We start from the raw sequence: 17,479 nt of genomic DNA on the forward strand, positions 1-17,479 counted from the left end.
ACTCTCCCCGCTGCGGCAAGCGGAAGAGAGTCGGTCGCCGATGCTGGATGTCCTGGGCCTCGACCCCGACGACGAGCGCGTCTACCGGGCGCTGCTCGGACGGCCGAACTCCACCACGCTCCTGTTGAGCGACGAGATCGCCCTCCCGCACGCCCACGTCGAAAAGGCCTTGTCCCGTCTGGTCGAGTGGGGGCTGGCGACGAGGTCGGCGCACGACCGGTTCACCGCAGCGCCGCCGGCCATGGCCCTCGGCGCTCTCATCAGCCAGCGCCGGGACGGGTTGCGTATGGCCGAGCACGCCCTGGTGACCTTCGCCGAGGAGCACCGGGCGGCGATGACCGGGAGCAGCATCAACGATCTGATCGAGGTCGTCACGGGCGCCGACGCCATCCGCCACCGCTTCCTCCAGGTGCAGCAGGCGGCCCGCGCGCAGGTCCGGTCCTTCATCACCGCACCGTTCGTCGCCCTGCCGCCCGACGAGAACACGGCCGAGCCCATGGCCATCGGCCGTGGCGTGCGGTTCCGGGCGGTACTGGACCGAGCCGTCCTGGCAGAGCCGGGCATCGTCGACGACGCGATCGATTCACTGGGCAAGGGCGTGCAACTACGTGTCGCCGACGAGCTGCCGATGAAACTCGTGCTGGCCGATGCCGACCTCGGCCTCGTCCCCCTCGCGATCACCCCGGACGGGGAGCCCGGCGCCGTGCTGCTGCACCGCAGCGGCCTGCTGGACGCGCTGGACGCCCTGTTCGAGACGGTATGGCGCACCGCCCACCCGCTCGCCCTGTCGGCCACCGGCGGAAAGGCCGAAAGCGCCGTCGAGGTCGGTCCGCACGGCCCGACCGAGCTCGACCGCAGGATCCTCGGGCTGCTCCTGGCCGGCCTGACGGACCTGACTGCCGCCGCACAACTTGGCCTGTCGCCGCGCACGCTGCACCGGCGCCTACGTCACCTCATGGACATGGCCGGAGTCCACAGCCGGATGCAGCTCGGCGCCCACGCGGTCCGAAACGGTTGGGCGGAGCCTCCGCAAGCGTGATCGGCGCGCGACGGCGGCGGACGTCTGTGCGCCGGGCACACTCACCGCCGGGTTGGCTGTGCTCTACGCATGGTTCCGGCCGCAGTGGCCTGTTTATGGTGCCTCGCATTCACACCGAACCCGATGGTGTGCGTCTCGGTACCAATGCCAGGAGGGCAGCCGATGAGCGCAGTCTCAGTACAGACCGGAACCGCCGGAGTCCCGGACGGGGCCGGCGGTCCGCAGCCCGTGGGTGCCTACTTCGAACGCATGCCGTTCGGGAGGGCTCACGTGCTGATCGCCTTCGCGCTGTTCATGGCCTTCGTCATCGAGTCGTGGGAGCAGCTCGCTCTTGTCTACGTCTCCGCAGACCTCGGCGACGCCTTCGCCCTCGACGCCGGACGGATCGGGTGGGTCCTGTCGGCCGTGGCCCTCGGCATGATCCCCGGTGCGCTCGTCTGGGGGCCGGTCGCCGACCGGATCGGACGCCGGGCCGTGTGCTTGTGGAGCCTCGGTTCGTACGGCGCAATAGCCCTGGCCAGCGCCTTCTCGCCGAACTTCACCACGCTGATGGTCACCCGGGTGCTCTCGGGGACGGCCTTGGCCGGCATCTACACCGTCACCTTCCCCTACTTCCTCGAACTGTTCCCGGTCAGGCTGCGCGGCCGGGCCGCCGTCTACCTGTCGATCGGCTGGCCCATCGGAGTTCTCGCCGCCGTGGGAGTGACCCAGACGCTGTCCGGGATGGGATGGCACGTCGTGGCGGTGGCCAGCGCGCTGGCGGCGCTGTGGGTCTTCGCGATCCGGGCCTGGGTGCCCGAGTCCCCGTACTGGCTGGCCGCCCGTGGCCGGCACGCCGAAGCCCGGGCGGTGCTGCTGAAGCTCGGCGCCGAGGTCCCGGAGGGCGCCCGATTCACCGTGGTCGAGGCCGAGCGGGCCGGGAACCCCCTCGCCCTGCTGCGCGGCCGGCTGCTGCGCATCACCCTGCTCATGCTGATCGTGAACTTCGCCTTCAACTGGGGCTACTGGGGCCTGCAGACCTGGCTGCCCACGCTGCTCATGGAGAAGGGGCTGAGCATGTCCAGCAGCCTCGGCTTCGTCGCGCTGAGCGCTCTTTTCATGATCCCCGGCTACGTGTCTGCCTCCTACCTGACCGGGCGCTTCGGCCGCAAGAAGGTCTTCCTGCCGTACGTGGCGGCCGCCGCGCTCAGCGGCGTGCTGTTCGCCTACTCCGGCAGCCTCACCCAGCTGTACGCCGCCAACTTCGCCCTCTCGTTCTTCAGTCTCGGTGCGTGGGGTGTCTGGAACACCTGGAACGGCGAGTTCTACCCGACCGCACTGCGCGCCACCGGATACTCCTGGGCCACCGCGGCCCAGCTGATCTCCACCTCGGTCGCACCGTCAGCCGTCGGGTACCTGCTGGCGCGCGCCACCGGGTTCTCCTCCACGGTGCTGTTCATCACCGCATTCCTGGTGGTGGCGCTGGTCGTGGCCGTGCCGCTGCCGGAGACCGAGGGCCGGGATCTGGAGTGATATATAGGGGCAGATGGTGACAGGATCATGCGGGTGAGGCTGGGAGTGGACGTGGGGCGCGTCACCACCGTCGCCGTACTGGTCGGGCCGGACGGCCAGACCATGGCGCGCGCGGTGGTGGACAGCGTTCCCGGCCTCGGCGAGAGCCTGCTCGCCGTGCTCGCCGAGCTCCCCGGGGCCCAGACCGGTGAGGTGGACACCGTCGGCCTCACCACGGACCTGGAACGCCGCCCGGCGCGGTTGAGGCCGGTAGCCGCATTGCGGATCGCCCCGCCGAGTCACCCGTCCCTCGGGCCGCTCGCGGACTGGCCCGCGCGGGCCGCCCGCGAGGTAGGGCCGCTCCACACGGTCGTCCCGGGCGGAGCCGCGCTCACCGGGCGGCAACTGGCTCCGCTCGACCGGGCAGCAGTCGCGGACTTCGCCCGGCGGGCCGCCGACGACGGGGTCACCGACTTCTCGGTCGCGGCGGCCGGCGCGCTGACCCGCCCCGACCCGGAGCTCGCCGCCGCAGAGGTCATCGCGGAAACCGTGCCCGGCGCGGAGATCACCCTGTCGCACGAGCTCGGGCGGTCGGGACTGCGGGAACGCGAGAACACCGCCGTCCTCAACGCCGCCCTACGGCCGTGGGCGGCACGCTTGAGCGACACGGCGGAACGCGCGCTGCGCGTGGACGGTCTCCAAGCACCGCTGTACCTGGCCCGCAACACCGGAGGACTGATCTCCGCCGCGTACTTCCGCACCTACCCGGTCCTCGCCATCGCCTCCACCACGGCGAGCGCAGTGCGGGGAGCCGCGCTCGCAGCCGGGGCGGACCGCGCCGTGGTCGTCGATGCCGGGGCCGCGGAACTCAGGTGCGCGAGCGTCACCGACGGCGAGGTGGAAAGCTCCGACGTCGGATCAGGACTCGGCGGAGTCGACCTGGACCTGGACCGGATCCGCACCGACGTGCTGCCCCGCGCCGACCTCGTGGGGACCGGCGCCGAGCAGGTCGCCGACCTGGTGGAAAGGGTTCGGCGACGTATCCCCGGCGGTGTGCTCCTCGCGGCGGGCGGCGACTGCGGGCTGGTGCCCGTCCGGGCCCAGGATCCGGAGGCCGCCATCGCTGCCGCGGGCTACGGCGCTGCCCGCTCGGACATCGTCGCCGAAGTCGATCAGGTCGTCGTGGCCGGGGGCCGCGGCGACCTCGACCGGCTCCTCGGCCTCGCCCGTGACCAGGCCCTGGCCCGGGTCCTCGCCGCAGGCGCCGCCCCGGCCACCGCCCGCGTCGCGTTCGCCGCCCACACCCCCGTTTCCTACCTGCCCGAGGGCGTCCACCGCCTCCGCGTCCGCGCCGTCGGATCCCCCTCGGGAATCCCCGGCATGACCTCTGGCCGCCGCACATGACGCCCCTGGAGGGAACTGTGCTGGACGCCGCACGGCTGGAGGAGCTCGCCAAGGGGGCGCTGGTGCTCGCAGCGGGCGCCGAGTACTCCTCGTACCGGGCGAGCCTCGACTGGGCGCGGGCGGCCCTCGCGGAGCACGAGCCGGTGCCGCTGATCCGCCCCCGCGACCTGGGCCCAGGGCAGATGTGCGTCACGGTCAGCCTGCTCGGCTCCTCGGCCGCACTCGCCGAGCAGCTGCCCACGGGCGAGGAGCCGCGCCGGGCGCTCCGGGCGCTCGAGCGCCGCCTGGGCAAGGCGGCGGACGCCGTCGTGCCGCTCAACACCGCGGCCGAGAACGCGCTGCTCGCAGTCGTCACAGCGGCGTCCTGCGGGCTGCCGCTGGTGGACGGGGACGCCTGCGGACGAGTCCTCCCCCTGCTGGAACAGACCACGTTCACCATCGCCGGGATCGATGTCGCCCCGGTCGCTCTGGCCACGCCCGCTGGAGACGTAGTCGTCGTGGAGGCGGCCGGCAGCCGCGTTGAGGAGCTCGTACGGCCGATGGTCCTGGCCGCCGGAGGCTGGGCGGTCGCCGCCTGCTACGCCATGGACGGAGACCGAATGGCAGCCGCCGTGGTTCCAGGCACCGTGAGCCGGGCCCTGGCAGCGGGCCGCCCGACGCCCGGAGACCCCTTCGCGCTGTGGGAGCCGCGGCCGCGCCGACTGGGCATCGGTCGGATCACTGCCGTGGAGCACCCCGTGACGCAGGGACCGGACACCGCCGGGGGCTCAGCGCTGCCGTCCCGGCCGACGAGTGTGGTCGTCTCCGAGACCGAGGGCTTGCACAGACGGTTCCGGCTGGAGGCGCACAACGAGGTACTGCTGGTCCTCGCCGACGGCGCGCCGGCAGCGGCCGCGCCGGACCAGATCCTGATGCTGTCGGCGTCCGACCAGCGGGTGCTGGACGTCGAACGTGCCATGCCCGGCATCGAGGTGGAGATCGTCGTCATCCCCGCCGCACCCGCCTGGCACACCCCGCAAGGCCGCCGACTGGCGGCTGCCGGTGGGCTCCTGCTGCTGAGCCCGGACCCAGAACCGGATGCCTGGCGGGCGGAACACCCGGACGCGCAACGACCCGAGGAGACCCGGTGGTGAGACGTCCCGACCTGCCCGCGCCCATGACGGTCGCGGAGCTGGTGCAGTACGGCCCGCTGCCCGGTGTACGCGTACTCGGCACGACGGGGCGCGACGCCCAGGTTCTTGACGTGCGCATCGTGGACCGGCGTGAAGCCCTTGGAGACCTGCGCCCGCACACCGCCGTCGTCCTCACCGAGGAGCTCGCCCGGTCGGGATGGATCGTGGAGATGGCCCTGCGCAAGGCCTGGGAGCAGGCGGCTGCCTGCGTGGTCGTCCCTGAGACGGCGGTGGCCGCGCATCCACCGGGCGCACTCGCGGATCGCCTCGGTGTTCCGCTGCTGCTGATCGGCGGCGACGCGTTGGAGGGCGCCGTACGGATCGCCTCCGCAGTGTCCCGGCCGGATGCCGGCCGGACGGCGCTGCTGGCCGAGGCTGCTCAGCGCCTTGCAGCCGCCGGCCCGCACGTCGAGCGCGTACTGGCCGCGCTGCACGCGGTGCTGCCCTCGACGTCCCTGGCTCTCATCGATCCGGTGGGCGGGATGCTGGCCGGGCGGCGGGCCGCACGCGACTCCGCGCACCCGGTGCGGCTGGACGTGCCTGGGCCCGAAGGACGCCCGCTCGCGGTCCTCGTAGCCGACTCCCGCTCCAAGGAGACGGGTTGGGCGTCGACCGTGGAGGCAGTGCTGCGGCTGGCGGTACCCCCGCTGACCGCATGGGCCGCCACCCGCCGCTTGGCGGAGGAACAGCTGGAGCGCCGGAGCGAGTTGTTGCTGCACCAGCTGACGCATCCCTCCGGGGAGGAGGACCACCAGGCTCGTGTTCATGTCCGGGCTGAGGCCGCGGCGCTCGGCTGGCCGCTGGTCGGGCCCCTGATCGCGTTTGCCCTACGACCGGCCGTCGCCGCTGAGGCCGGGTCCGGGCCCGCACCCGGACCCGCGCTGCGTGCGCTCTGGGCCCGGTACGGCATCGGCGGACCGCTCATCGCGTACGAGGACTGCTGGGTGTCATGGCGTTCTGCGGCCGTCGACACCCCGGCCACGGCTCCTGATCCGGAGGTGTGGCTGCGGCAGGGCGAGGCAGAGCTACGTACGGCAGTCCAGGCGATCGGTGACCAGTTGCCGGTCGCCGGGGGAGTAGCCGGTCCGACCGACGGTACCGGCTCGCTGGGCTTGGCGCTTGCGGACGCCAGGGCCGCTGCGGCGGTCGCCGCCGTACCGGGGTCGGTGGTCCGCGCCGACCGTATGGGGCCCGCCCAACTGCTGTCCGCTTTGCCCGCGGAGGCCCTGCGGCGGCCCGCCGAGGTCGTGCTGGCCCCGCTGCTCGCCGCGGACCGGGACGGAACGCTGCTGCGTACGCTTGCAGTCGTCCTGGACCAGGGAGCCGCCCCCTCGGCGGCGGCAGAGATCCTCGGTGTCCACCGGAACACGGTCGCTGCGCGCATGGAACGCATCCGCTCGCTTGGCTTCGATCCAGAGGACCCCGCCCAGCGCCTCCCTCTGCACCTGGCCTGCCGCGTCCTGCTGACCGAGTCCTGAGCAGGAAGCGGTGATGAACGCAGCCCCACATGGGGAGGGCCCGGTCGCCGCGTGGGGGATTCGGCAACCGGGCCCGGTTCAGGGTGGAGTCGGAGCGCTGGGAGGTCAGGCTTCCACGCCGTAGGCGGACGCTGCCCGCCCACGGCTCAGCAGGCCCTGCCGGAGGTCTTCCCGTACCGCCTCGGCGGGGCGCTCCGCGACGGGACCAAAGCCGCCGCCCCCGCCGCTCTCGCAGCGCAGCACGTCGCCCCGGCGCACTGCCAGCGCGTTCACCTTGAGCAGTTCGCGCTCGCCGTCCCGGCCGGGGTTGAGGACGACGCGGGGCGCCGCGCCGGCGCCGCCGCCGAAGACACCCCAAGCGGGGGTCACGGAACGCTCCCACCACAGCGACAGGTTCTGGTCGGCTTCGAACGCGTACTGGCGCACCACGCCGTTGCCGCCGCGGGTGCGGCCCGCCCCGCCGGAGTCGGTACGGATCGCGTACTCGGTGACCCGTACGGGGAACAGCGTCTCCAGCACCTCGACGGGCATATCCCGCAGGGAGCCGTTGACGTTGTTGATCAGGCAGGACTCGCCGTCGTCGGTCTGCCAGGCGCCCCAGCCGCCGACCGTAGCTTCCTGGGAGACGAAGAGCCTGCCGTTGCGCGGGTCGGTCCCGGTGAACTGCACGATCATCGAGTCGCCGTAGCTGGCGGCAGCCGCTCGCGCGGGGGCCGCGGGCGCCAGCGCCTTGACCACCAGGTCGATGACCAGCCCGAGGTGGGAGTAGTAGTACTGGCACGCCGCCGGTTCGACGGCGGCGAGCATGGTTCCAGGCCGGGTGAGGACCTCCAGCGGCCGGAAGGAACCGCCGTTGAGCGGGACGTCGCCGCTGACCAGCAGCTTGTAGCCGACCCGGCAGGCGGCGACGGTCTGCGCCGCACCGCAGTTGACGGGCCCTGTGGCCTGGTCGGCGCAGTCGGTGACGTCCATGGTCATCCGGTCGCCGTCGATCTCGACCCGCACGGTGACATGGAGCGGGGTGCGCAGGTCGATGCCGTCGTTGTCCAGGTAGCCGGTCGCCTCGTAGACACCGTCGGGGATGGCGGCGATCTGCTCCCGCTCCAGCCGCTCGGTCTGCGCGAAGATGGCGTCCCGCGCGGCGAGGACGGTCGGCAGTCCCCAGCGGCGGACGATCTCGGCGAACCGCTTCGCGCCGGTACGGGCGCAGGCCACCTGGGCGCGCATGTCGCCGAGGGTGGGCTGCGGGAAGCGGACGTTGCGGGCGATCAACGAGTGCGCCTGCTCGCAGGGTTCGCCGCCCTCGTAGATCTTCAACGGGCCCATCCGCAGGCCCTCCTGATGGATCGAGGTGGAGTCCATCGAACCGCCGGGGTCCTTGGAGCCCATGTCGATCCAGTGCGCACGGGACGCGGCGAAGCCGATCAGCTCACCGTCGGCGGCGTCCTCGGTGAAGATCGGCGCGTAGACGGTGACGTCGTTGAGGTGGGTGCCGCCGATGTAGGAGTCGTTGAGGACCCATACGTCGCCGGGCTGCCAGACATCGGGGCCGTACATCTCCTCGGTGGCCCGGGTGCACACCTCCAGGTTGCCCAGGAAGATCGGCAGGCCCGAGGACTGGCCGAGCACGTTGTGGTCCCGGTCGAGGAGGGCGACCGCGCAGTCCTTCGCCTCGTAGATGGTGGGCGTGTAGGAGGACCGGATGAGGGTGGTGTTCATGTCCTCCGCGGCCTGCATGAGCGCGCAGCGGATGATCTCGGTGGTGACCGGGTCGACGACCCGGCTGTCGGTGTCGGTCATGCCGTGGCTCCAACCTTGATGACGAGGAAGCCGTTCTCGTCGACGGCGACCGACGAGTCCGGGGGGACGACGGTGGTGGAGGTGGCCTCCACGATGACCGCGGGCCCGTCGATGCGCTGCCCGGGCGCGAGGCGCTCGCGGCGCAGGACGGTGGTGTCGTACGAGCGGCCGCCGAACACGACCGGCCGCTGCCGGGCCGTGCCGGAGGCGGCCTCGTCGGCGGCGTACGGCACCGGTGCGGCCTCGGGCAGTGCGCCGAGCGCGGTGCTGCGCAGGGTGACGAACTCGACGGGCGCCTCCGGCGTGGCGTGCCCGTAGCGGCGTTCGTGGAGCATGGCGAAGCGCTCGGCAGCGGTGGCGAGGAAGTCGGCGCCGGCCGGCTCGGTGGCGGAGAGCAGCGGCACGGGGAGGGCGTAGTCCTGGCCCTCGTACCGCATGTCGACGACGTGCTCGACCCGCTGCCGCTCCACGGGGACGCCCTGCTCGGCGAGTGCGGCCAGCGACTCGTCCTCCAGGTCGGCCAGCGCGCGGGCCATGGCCTCGCCGTCCAGGTCGGCGCCCCGGGTGAAGAACTGGCGGGTGAGGTCGCGGCGGACCTCGGTGCCGAGCATGCCCCAGGCGGAGAACGCGCCGGGGAAGCGCGGCACGACGACCTCGCCGATGCCGAGCTCGCGGGCGATCTCCACTGCGTGCATCGGGCCCGCGCCGCCGAACGCCAGCAGGACGAACTCACCCGGTTCCAGACCGTGTTCGACGGTGAGCGTACGGATCGCCTGAGCCATCTTGGCGTTGGCCACCTCGCAGATCCCGCCCGCCAGTTCCAGCGGCTCCAGACCGAGCTCACCGGCGAGATCGGCGACGGCCTGCCGGGCCGCGGCCACGTCGAGCGTCATGTGGCCGCCGGCGAACCAGTCCGGGTCGACGCGTCCGAGCACCGCGTTGGCGTCGGTCACGGTGGCCTGGATACCGCCGCGCCCGTAGCAGGCCGGGCCGGGGACGGCTCCGGCGGACTCCGGTCCCACGCGCAGGCCCCCGGCCTCGGCGTAGGCGAGGGAGCCGCCGCCGGCGCCGATGGTCTGCAGGTTGACCAGCGGCATCAGGACCGGGAAGCCGTCCGCCGAGCCCTCGTTGGAGACGTCGGGGCGGCCGTCGAGGACCAGCGACACGTCGAAGGAGGTGCCGCCCATGTCCACGCAGATCGCGTTGCGCCGGCCCAGCAGGCCCGCGGCCGCGGCGCCGCCCATGGTGCCGCCGACCGGACCGGAGAGCAGGGTCTGCAAGGGGTGGCGGCGGGCGTAGGCGGCGTTCACGATGCCGCCCGAGGACTGCATCACCTGGACCGGGACGGTCAGGCCGTGCTCCGCGAACCGCCCCTCGATCCGGCCCAGATAGCGGCGCACCACAGGGCCCGTGTACGCCTCCAGGACGGCCGAGGACGTCCGCTCGTACTCGCGCCACTCGCCGGCCACCTGGTGCGACAGCACCACGACGACGTCCTCGCCGAGCTCCTGCTCCAGGATCTTCCCGGCCAGCAGCTCGTGGTCCGGATTGAGGTACGAGAAGAGGAAGGAGACGGCGACCGCGTCGAAGCCCTCGTCCTTCGCGCGTTGGGCGGCGGCCCGTACGGCGTCCTCGTCGAGGGGTTCGAGCTCGGTGCCGCGCGAGTCGAAGCGGCCGCCCGCCTCCATCGTGTCGCGGCGCTCGACCAGTGGCTCCGGCTTGCGGTAGTGCAGGTCGAACATCCGGTCCCGGTTGCCGCGGGCGATGTGGTAGACGTCCCGCATCCCGGCCGACGTGAGCAGCAGGACGCGGGCGCCCTTGCGTTCCAGCAGGGCGTTGAGGCCCTGCGTGGTGCCGTGCACGAAGAAGGAGATGTCGCCGGGCGAGTCCACCGCCCGGCCCAGTGAGGCGAAGACTCCCTCGGCCAGGTCGCCCGGGGTCGTGGGCGCCTTGGCCGCGAAGTAGGTACCGCTGTGTTCGTCATAGGCGACGACGTCGGTGAACGTTCCACCGATGTCCATGGCCACCCGGTATGTCATTGCGCCTCCCGGCTTCCTCAGGGGATCGCCGAGGACGCTAGCCCGAGGCTTTTGGGGTGGGCTGTGCGCCGCGCACGGGTGGCGGGACGCCGCAGTGCGCCGCGCCCGGTTCAGGGAGCGTCGACCGGGACACCGCCCGGCTGCTGCACGTCCTCGTGCAGGTGGACGATGCGCCACCCCGCGTCGACGCCCTTCTGCAGGACGGCGGTGTTGCGGACCAGCTCGGGGCGCAGCTCACCGGCCGTCGGGTCGTGTGCGAAGTCCACCCGCAGCCAGAAGCGCAGCACCGCGATGTCACCGAAGACGTCCACGACCTGCCCGTATGGCTCCAGCCCGGTCTCCACCGGCCCCTCACCACCGGCCGGGCGTTCCTCGCGTACCCGATCCAGGTCCCGCTTCCCGAAGAGCAGCCCGGCAGTACCGGAATCCCACACGGTCGCCTCAGGGTCCAGACAGGCGTCGATCCGCGCGCGGTCCCCGGCCGAGTAGGCCTCATACATGCTGGTGATCACCTGCCACACGGCGGCTGCCGTGTCAGGGGTAGCGCCGGGCCGGGCGCCGACGGGGGAAACCGGGTACGAGGGCATGGAGGAGCCTCCTGGAACTGTGGGGGAGAGGTCGCGCTGTGCGGGGCAGCGACGGGCAGCCAACCTACACACGGCTAGGAACGCATGTTGCGCGCCTGCGCCTTTCACGGTGCGCAGAAGGGTGGCGTCGAACGAGGAGCAGGGGATGCCGGCTGGGTTTGGGGTGCTCGGGACCTTGCCGATGACCGCTTGCCGGCGTCCGGGCGGCGGATCTCGGGCGGTAGGGGGATGAGCTAGCGCCCCAGCCTGCGCGTCACCGAATGCAAGACCGGCCACGTGCTGTGAGATCCGGCCATTTTGGATTTCGGAGGCTTCGGCGGGCGTGTTGCCGGTAACCGGCCTGTCCCAGGGGCGTTGGGCTGTTGTATCCACCTGGCGTCGGGGGCGGCCCGAGACGCGCGGGCATCCCGTACCTCGACGGTTCCGCGTCCTCGCGGCACCGGGCCCGGCGGCTTGAAATTCGTGCTCGCCCTCGCGCACCGGCCGGCTCAGACCGCCTGCCTGTTACTTGAGCGCTGCTCACGCAGACCCCCAGGAGTTGTTCCATGTCCACGCAGCCGCAGTCCGGTCCCGGCAATCCGCACCAGCCGGCCGGGTACCAGCCCCCGCCGAAGCAGGGCATGAGCACGGGCCTCAAGGTGGCGCTGGGATGCGGTATCCCCACTGTCCTCGGTCTGATTCTGATCGGAGGCTGTGGGCTGGTGTTCACCAAGGCCGCCAGCGACGCAGGCAAGGAGCTCGACAAGAACCACGACTCCGCAGCCGTCGCTCCTGACGGCGCTGCCCGGGGCGGCGGCAGCTCGAAGGTCGACCAGCCGGATATCACCAAGGACGTGAAGGTCACGTCCTGCAAGGTGAAGGCTGGCGAGTACGGAATCAAGGAACTCGACCTCCAGATCGAGTACATCAACAGCGGTGACCGTCGCTTCAACTACCTCGTCGAGGGCGAGATCACCGTCAACGGCGAGAAGAAGAGCGACATCGTTTCCACCGGTCAGAACCTCGCACCCGGCCAGAAGTACACGGACGACAACGCCGGGGCCCTGGCATTCGACGTGGCGAAGTCCGCGAAGTCCGGGGACAGGATCGAGTGCAAGCTGATCAAGGTCTCCCGTAACTCCTACTGAGCGACCGCGGATCCGGTCAAGGCCGCAGCTGGCGCGGACGCCTTCCGTCGTTCTCGCTGTCCCCCCGGTCAGGCGTGGATGCTTTAACGAGACGAGCTGCACCCCCTGGTGTGGGTAGGGATCTTCAGCAGGGTTGCCGAGTTTGGCTGTTCTCGCACGAGCGCAAGATCCGTGCATGACCACACCGAGCGGGCACCCAGCCGGAACGGTGCCCGCCTCCTCCGTCCAAAGGGACACCGTACGGGGCGTCTTGACAGAGTGGCCTGCTGGGGCACGGGATGGTCTTGGCAGTGGCATGGCAGGCCTTGTGGGACTGTCTCCCGCGGTGCGGGAGACAGTCGAGGCGATCGTGCGCGCAGTGGGGGCCGGCGACGACGTCTTGATCGGGCGCCTGCTGACCAGGTTCACTGAGTTCGCTGACTATGACGCCCTCGTGCACCTGCGCACCCGCCTCCATTCCACAATGCGCGCACCGAGTCGTACGGCGCCTCCGCACTACAGTCCAGCGGGGTGACGGGGGACGAGGGCCCTCGTTCCTGGTCAAACCCGCCAGGTCGCGGACCGCCCGGCCGTCGCCGACCCCGGACGCCGCGTTCACGGGGTGAGGTCGCGTCAGGTGAGGGGCTCAGGCGGCGAGGCCGTGGCTGTGACTGTTGCGAGTCGACGGGTGGCTCGGGCGCGGGGCGGAACCCTCAGCCGCGACGGCCCGTGTGAGGCTCCTGCGGACTGCCTGCGAGCCAGGCGCCCGGCCCTTCGCGCGTGACCGTCTCGGCAGCACTCCTGTTGGCCCGGGCGTACGCCTCCCTGGTCGTCCATGCCGTCGGAGGGATGAGCATGACCAGCCGGGAGAACCTGTCGGGCTCCCGGACCGCCGCGTGCAGCACGCTGCCGCATCCCATCGAGGCCCCCATGGCATCGACGGCCCGGCCGGCGCCGAGATGGTCGAGCAGGGCCAGCAGGTCGTCGGCGAGGGAGGGGTAGGTGTACTCGGAAGGCGACGGCCCGCCCGTGGACCTTCCGTGCGCCCGCGCGTCGTAGCGGACCAGTCGACGACCCGCACGCAGGACAGGCGCCCAGTCGAAGAGGCCCATTCGGTCCTCGACGGCCTGGCTGACGAAGCCACCGTGGGCGTACACGGCCAGCGGCCCTTCGCCGGCGTCGTCGAAGACCAGGCGGGCTCCGCGGTGGACGAAGTGCCCTTCATGGACGACGGGTCGTCGCTCTGGCGTCATGGTGGTCGCTCTTCCAGGAGCCCCCCGTCGATCGTACGACCGGCCTGCCCGGAGGACCGCACCCCGTCACTCGGCACCCGCACCCGCTCATCCGACGGACCGGCCGGGCCCCGCCGACGCGCGGACGCGTACTGATCTGCCGCGTCCCGGTCAGGACCGCCGGCCGGGGAAGGCGCGCAAGGAACGCGTCGAACGCCGGGCGCGAGGCGGCGGGGCATCCGCCGGGCTGCTCCGACGCGGCAGCGGCGGTCCACGGGGGTGACCGACACCCCCACGAAAGGGGTGAGCCCCATGCGCATCGCGTTTCTGACCGCCCCGGAGGGTGTGGAGGAGGCCGAGCTCACCGTGCCCTGGAAGGCCGTCGAGACGGCCGGCCGGATCCCGCAGCTGGTCTCGACCGAGCCCGGACGGGTGCAGGCCTTCAACCACCTCGCCAAGGCGAACGCCTATCCCGTCGAGCATTTGCCGGCCGGCGACACCTCGGACGCCTTCGACGCGCTCGTGCTGCCCGGCGGTGTCGCCAATCCGGACGCCCTGCGCATGAACGAACGGGCTGTCGATTTTCATCCGGAGCCTCTTCGAGACGGGCAAGCCGTTCGCGGCCATCTGCCACGCGCCCTGGACCCTGAACGAGGCCGATGTCGCACGCGGCGGGACGCTGACGTCGTGACCCAGCCTGGCGACCGACGTCCGCAACGCGGGAGGCACCTGGGTCGATGAGGAAGCGCAGGTGTGCCGCGCGGCTCCGGCGACGCTCGTCACCAGCCGCAGGCCCGACGACCTCGACGTCTTCTGCACGACGCTCGTGAAGGAGTTCACCCTTGCGGCGCAGGCGTGACGGCACGGTGCCCGTCCTGGAGCAGGGGCGCAATGTCGGCGGCCTCGCCGGCAGGCGCAGCGCCGCCGCCGTCCGTGTGTAGCCGTAGTGGAACGGCAGGAAGAGCACGCCCTCGCGGATGCCGGTGATACGGACCCGGGCTCGGACCATGCCGCGCCGGGTGGACACCTCGGCGAGGTCGCCTTCCCCGATGCCGGCTGCCGCGGCGTCGGCCTCGGACATCTCGAACCACATGTCCGGTGCGGCGGAACGCAGTTCGGGAACGCGGCCGGTGCGCGTGCGGGTGTGGAACTGGTAGAGGGTGCGCCCGGTGGTGAGCCACAGCGGATAGTCGGCGTCGGGCTGTTCGGGCGGCGGCACGTACGGAGCGGTGCGCAGGATCGCCTTGCAGGGCGTAGCTCAGTCCACTGTAGTCGCAGGGGCGGCCGCGGCTGCACTCCTTCCACGCTTCGAAGACTTCCTCGGGATCCTGCCACGGCAGGAGCGGTTCGTCCGAGGCGTCGCGCAGGTCCACGCGGCGGGCGAAGTCCAGGAAGATGCCGAGGTCGGGGCGGGCTTCGCCGGGTGGTTCGACAGCCTTCAGGGAGAGGTGCACGGTGCGGTCGGCGTTGGTGAAGGTGCCGCTCTTCTCACCCCAGCCGGCGGCGGGCAGCACTACGTCGGCGAACTCGGTCGTCTCGGTCGGGAAGAGATCCTGGATGGAACGGGGCGGAAACGAGACGAGAGGCGGGCGGTTCCCATGCCTCGTACGGCGCTCCAGGAACTCCCGTCGGACCGTGTCGGACTCCGCTTCAGTTGGCTGACGTCGGCCTCGACGCCGGCCGACCACGACTTGGGCGCGTCCGGAGGTTGTTGGCCGAACGTGGCCGAACATGAGGCCAGGCGCCGCACTTGAGCCGGCCGGGCCAGCGCTCGTGGCTGTCATCGGCGGTGCCCCAGTGCGAACGGAGAGTGCATAGGGTGACCCCATGTCTGTCTCGTTGAGCTCTGCGAAGGCTGCTGCCGCACTCCGTACGTGGGCACGGGTTTCCGCCGAGGTGTTGGTGGTCCTGGTCATGGCGGCGGCGGCCCTGTGGGTTCTGAGCCGGATGTGGTCGGTCGTCTGGCCGCTCATAGTCGCCCTGTTCCTCACCACTCTGACCTGGCCCTTGGCCGCATTCCTGCGCCGGCGGGGGTGGCGGCCTGCTCTGGCCGCTGCCGTGGTGACCGTTCTGTTCCTCCTGGTGGCCGCGGGCATTGCGGCGCTGATCGCCGTGCCCGTGGCCTCCCAGTCGGGCGAACTGGTCGACGGCGTGTCCGAGGGCATCCAACGGCTGCGCGAGTGGGCGGCCGGGCCGCCGCTGAACATCGGCGACGACCAGATCACCGGTGCCTCCGACGCCGCGATGGACCGCCTCCAGAACAGCGTTGGCAGCGCGGTCTCCACCGTCGTCACGGGGGTGAGCACCGTCTTCAACGGCCTGGTCACCGCCGTCCTGGCGCTCTTCCTGATGTTCTTCTTCCTCAAGGACGGTCCCCGCTTCCTGCCGTGGCTCACCCGCCAACTCCCCGGCCGGCTCGCCGCCGACATTCCGGTCGTGGCCGCGCGCAGCTGGCAGACCCTGGGATCGTTCGTCCGGTCCCAAGCCTTCGTCGGCTTCCTCGACGCCGTGTTCATCGGCCTGGGCCTGTGGATCGTAGGCGTACCCCTGGTGCTGCCGCTGGCAGTCCTGACCTTCGTCTCCGCGTTCGTGCCGATCGTGGGAGCCCTGTTCGCCGGCCTGGTGGCGGTGCTCATCGCGCTGGTGTCGAACGGCCTGACGGACGCGCTGATCGTGCTGGCCATCATCGTCGGTGTGCAGCAGCTCGAAGGGAACGTGTTCCAGCCCATGATCCAGAGCCGCAGTCTCGGTCTCCACGCGGCGGTGGTCCTGCTGGCCGTCACGCTGGGCGGCAGCCTGGCCGGCGTCGCGGGCAGCCTGCTGGCCGTACCGGCCGCCGCACTCGTCGCCGTCGTCTGGAACTACCTGCGCGACCAGCTCAGCGAACCACCGCACGAGCCGGAGGCCGACGAACGGCTTCCCACCGTTCCTGCACCGTCGTAGGACGCTCCGCAGCCGATCTGCCGTTGAGACCAAGCAGTCCCGCGCGGGTACCGACGAGGTGGTACCGCAGGCCGACGATCAGCCGCCGAGCAGCGCGGGCGTCGCACGCCTGCTTGCTCGGTCGGCTCCCTGTACCAGCCCTTCAGGGTTTCGCCCACGCCGCGACTCCTGGGGCTGCCTGGTCCGGGAAGTGGGCTCGTTCGGGGGGTCACTGTCCGGTCGCCGGGGCAGGCGCGCGGTGAGTGGGCACGGATGCGGGAGCCCCTGCACCGCGGGAGCCGGACGGGCCCGAGGCCGCCCACGCCCACGCGTACGACGACGCTCCGTTGCGGTGCCGGTCACCGTCTCGGGTGCCTGCATCCGTTACCCCTCCGCCCGCGCCGCGGCGGCGGCGTCCCATGGCGGTGGCGTGAGCGACTCCGTCCACGCGTCCAGGCCGGCGCCATCGACGCAGACGATGTCGCAGGCGGCGGCGTACTCCGTGGCCGGAGCGGTGAAGTCGCTGGTGGTCACGACGATGGCCACATCGGCCTCGTGGACGGCGAAACAGGTGCCGCCGAAGCGCTGGAGGTCCTGGGAACCGACCCGGTTGCCCTCGCCATAGCGCTTGCACTGGATGACCACGCGCAGTCCGTCCGCCGTCGTGGCGATCACATCGGCTCCCAAGTCCCCTGCTCCGCCCACCACTTCCACCTGGGGGCAGCCATCCCGAGCGCACAGCGCGGCGACCGTGTGCTCGAAGCCGTCGGCATCCACCGCCGCATGGTCCAGGGCGCGGGAGTCGACCTCGGGCAGACAGGCGCGCTCCGGCCCGGCCGCTGACCCAGCGCAGGGTGTCGGCGCCCCCGGCCCGATCGGGCCGGGGGGACCCGGCCGGCGCGCGGTGGAGCGGCGCGGGCCCGGAACGATGCTCCACCGCGCCAGCGCCATGCCGGCGGCCAGGAGGAGCACGGTGGCGACGGGCAGCACCGGTACGCCGCCACCCGTCTCCACGGCCGCCTTGACGAAGACGGCGGCCCCGCCCAGGCAGATCCCCACCAGACCCACCGCCAGCACGAGGTCACGCCTCATCGACGCCACGCGGACGCCCCCATCGCGCCGGTGCCCTCCCGAAGCCGTCATACGGGCCCCTCCTCACTCGTCACGCGCTTCGCCTCCGCCGTCCCTGCCCGCGGACAGCGGGCCCGG

At 71.8% G+C, this 17,479-nt stretch carries 12 protein-coding genes and 2 pseudogenes; 8 read left to right on the forward strand and 6 right to left on the reverse strand.

Annotation, left to right across the window (positions count from 1 at the left end; all coding sequences use genetic code 11):
• Positions 1–40 precede the first annotated feature (40 nt).
• From OG472_RS37385 to OG472_RS37405, 5 genes are all read left to right on the forward strand, one after another.
• A complete protein-coding gene (locus OG472_RS37385; protein ID WP_405833461.1) occupies positions 41–1,039 on the forward strand; it encodes a helix-turn-helix domain-containing protein in 999 nt (332 codons plus the stop codon).
• 162 nt (positions 1,040–1,201) lie between these two features.
• Entirely contained in the window at positions 1,202–2,551 is a 1,350-nt protein-coding gene (locus OG472_RS37390) for an MFS transporter (protein ID WP_405942598.1), read from the forward strand.
• A 33-nt stretch (positions 2,552–2,584) separates the two neighbouring features.
• Positions 2,585–3,934, forward strand: coding sequence for a hydantoinase/oxoprolinase family protein (locus OG472_RS37395; RefSeq protein ID WP_405942599.1), 1,350 nt, complete (start codon positions 2,585–2,587; stop codon positions 3,932–3,934).
• Positions 3,935–3,951: 17 nt separating this feature from the next.
• The gene (locus OG472_RS37400; protein ID WP_405942600.1) at positions 3,952–5,067 is read left to right on the forward strand and encodes a DUF917 domain-containing protein; all 1,116 of its coding nucleotides are present in this window, start codon (positions 3,952–3,954) and stop codon (positions 5,065–5,067) included.
• Entirely contained in the window at positions 5,064–6,584 is a 1,521-nt protein-coding gene (locus tag OG472_RS37405) for a PucR family transcriptional regulator (protein ID WP_405833469.1), read from the forward strand. Before OG472_RS37400 ends, OG472_RS37405 begins: the two co-directional genes overlap by 4 nt.
• 105 nt (positions 6,585–6,689) lie before the next feature.
• Here the strand turns inward: OG472_RS37405 and OG472_RS37410 are convergent, their stop codons facing one another.
• The 3 genes from OG472_RS37410 to OG472_RS37420 all read right to left on the reverse strand — a co-directional run bounded on the left by OG472_RS37410 (position 6,690) and on the right by OG472_RS37420 (position 11,010).
• Positions 6,690–8,384 carry a hydantoinase B/oxoprolinase family protein gene (locus OG472_RS37410; protein WP_405942601.1) on the reverse strand — a complete coding sequence of 565 codons (1,695 nt, stop codon included), beginning with the start codon at positions 8,382–8,384 and terminating at the stop codon, positions 6,690–6,692.
• Positions 8,381–10,423, reverse strand: coding sequence for a hydantoinase/oxoprolinase family protein (locus tag OG472_RS37415; protein ID WP_405942602.1), 2,043 nt, complete (start codon positions 10,421–10,423; stop codon positions 8,381–8,383). The genes OG472_RS37410 and OG472_RS37415 overlap by 4 nt, the downstream gene beginning before the upstream one ends.
• Before the next feature lie 110 nt (positions 10,424–10,533).
• Positions 10,534–11,010: a YybH family protein gene (locus OG472_RS37420; protein WP_405942603.1), complete on the reverse strand. Its 477-nt coding sequence runs from the start codon at positions 11,008–11,010 to the stop codon at positions 10,534–10,536.
• Positions 11,011–11,555: 545 nt separating this feature from the next.
• On the opposite strand from OG472_RS37420, the gene OG472_RS37425 reads away from it, so the two are divergent.
• Positions 11,556–12,137: a hypothetical protein gene (locus tag OG472_RS37425; protein ID WP_401605758.1), complete on the forward strand. Its 582-nt coding sequence runs from the start codon at positions 11,556–11,558 to the stop codon at positions 12,135–12,137.
• 692 nt (positions 12,138–12,829) lie between these two features.
• Here OG472_RS37425 and OG472_RS37430 read toward each other — a convergent pair.
• Positions 12,830–13,369 carry an alpha/beta fold hydrolase gene (locus tag OG472_RS37430; protein ID WP_405942604.1) on the reverse strand — a complete coding sequence of 180 codons (540 nt, stop codon included), beginning with the start codon at positions 13,367–13,369 and terminating at the stop codon, positions 12,830–12,832.
• A gap of 291 nt (positions 13,370–13,660) precedes the next feature.
• Between OG472_RS37430 and OG472_RS37435 the strand changes: the two are divergent.
• Positions 13,661–14,207 (forward strand): annotated as a pseudogene (locus tag OG472_RS37435) (type 1 glutamine amidotransferase domain-containing protein).
• 66 nt (positions 14,208–14,273) lie between these two features.
• Here OG472_RS37435 and OG472_RS37440 read toward each other — a convergent pair.
• Positions 14,274–14,907, reverse strand: a pseudogene (locus OG472_RS37440) (molybdopterin oxidoreductase family protein); the annotation flags it as partial.
• 268 nt (positions 14,908–15,175) lie between these two features.
• Between OG472_RS37440 and OG472_RS37445 the strand changes: the two are divergent.
• Complete coding sequence (locus OG472_RS37445) at positions 15,176–16,291, forward strand: AI-2E family transporter (protein ID WP_405942605.1); 1,116 nt, start codon at positions 15,176–15,178, stop codon at positions 16,289–16,291.
• 363 nt (positions 16,292–16,654) lie between these two features.
• On the opposite strand, the gene OG472_RS37450 is transcribed toward OG472_RS37445, so the two are convergent.
• Positions 16,655–17,413 carry a restriction endonuclease gene (locus OG472_RS37450; RefSeq protein ID WP_401605762.1) on the reverse strand — a complete coding sequence of 253 codons (759 nt, stop codon included), beginning with the start codon at positions 17,411–17,413 and terminating at the stop codon, positions 16,655–16,657.
• Between the last annotated feature and the right edge of the window lie 66 nt (positions 17,414–17,479).

Origin of the sequence: Streptomyces sp. NBC_00207, from assembly GCF_045160965.1 — a bacterium.
Classification (GTDB): domain Bacteria; phylum Actinomycetota; class Actinomycetes; order Streptomycetales; family Streptomycetaceae; genus Streptomyces.

What these genes read in the sequence shown, in the direction of transcription:
- OG472_RS37420 (WP_405942603.1), bottom strand. Translation starts at nt 11,010, where the DNA reads ATGCCCTCGTACCCGGTTTCCCCCGTCGGCGCCCGGCCCGGCGCTACC.
- OG472_RS37450 (WP_401605762.1), bottom strand. Translation starts at nt 17,413, where the DNA reads ATGACGGCTTCGGGAGGGCACCGGCGCGATGGGGGCGTCCGCGTGGCG.
- OG472_RS37425 (WP_401605758.1), top strand. Translation starts at nt 11,556, where the DNA reads ATGTCCACGCAGCCGCAGTCCGGTCCCGGCAATCCGCACCAGCCGGCC.
- OG472_RS37390 (WP_405942598.1), top strand. Translation starts at nt 1,202, where the DNA reads ATGAGCGCAGTCTCAGTACAGACCGGAACCGCCGGAGTCCCGGACGGG.
- OG472_RS37410 (WP_405942601.1), bottom strand. Translation starts at nt 8,384, where the DNA reads ATGACCGACACCGACAGCCGGGTCGTCGACCCGGTCACCACCGAGATC.
- OG472_RS37385 (WP_405833461.1), top strand. Translation starts at nt 41, where the DNA reads ATGCTGGATGTCCTGGGCCTCGACCCCGACGACGAGCGCGTCTACCGG.
- OG472_RS37430 (WP_405942604.1), bottom strand. Translation starts at nt 13,369, where the DNA reads ATGACGCCAGAGCGACGACCCGTCGTCCATGAAGGGCACTTCGTCCAC.
- OG472_RS37415 (WP_405942602.1), bottom strand. Translation starts at nt 10,423, where the DNA reads ATGACATACCGGGTGGCCATGGACATCGGTGGAACGTTCACCGACGTC.
- OG472_RS37445 (WP_405942605.1), top strand. Translation starts at nt 15,176, where the DNA reads ATGTCTGTCTCGTTGAGCTCTGCGAAGGCTGCTGCCGCACTCCGTACG.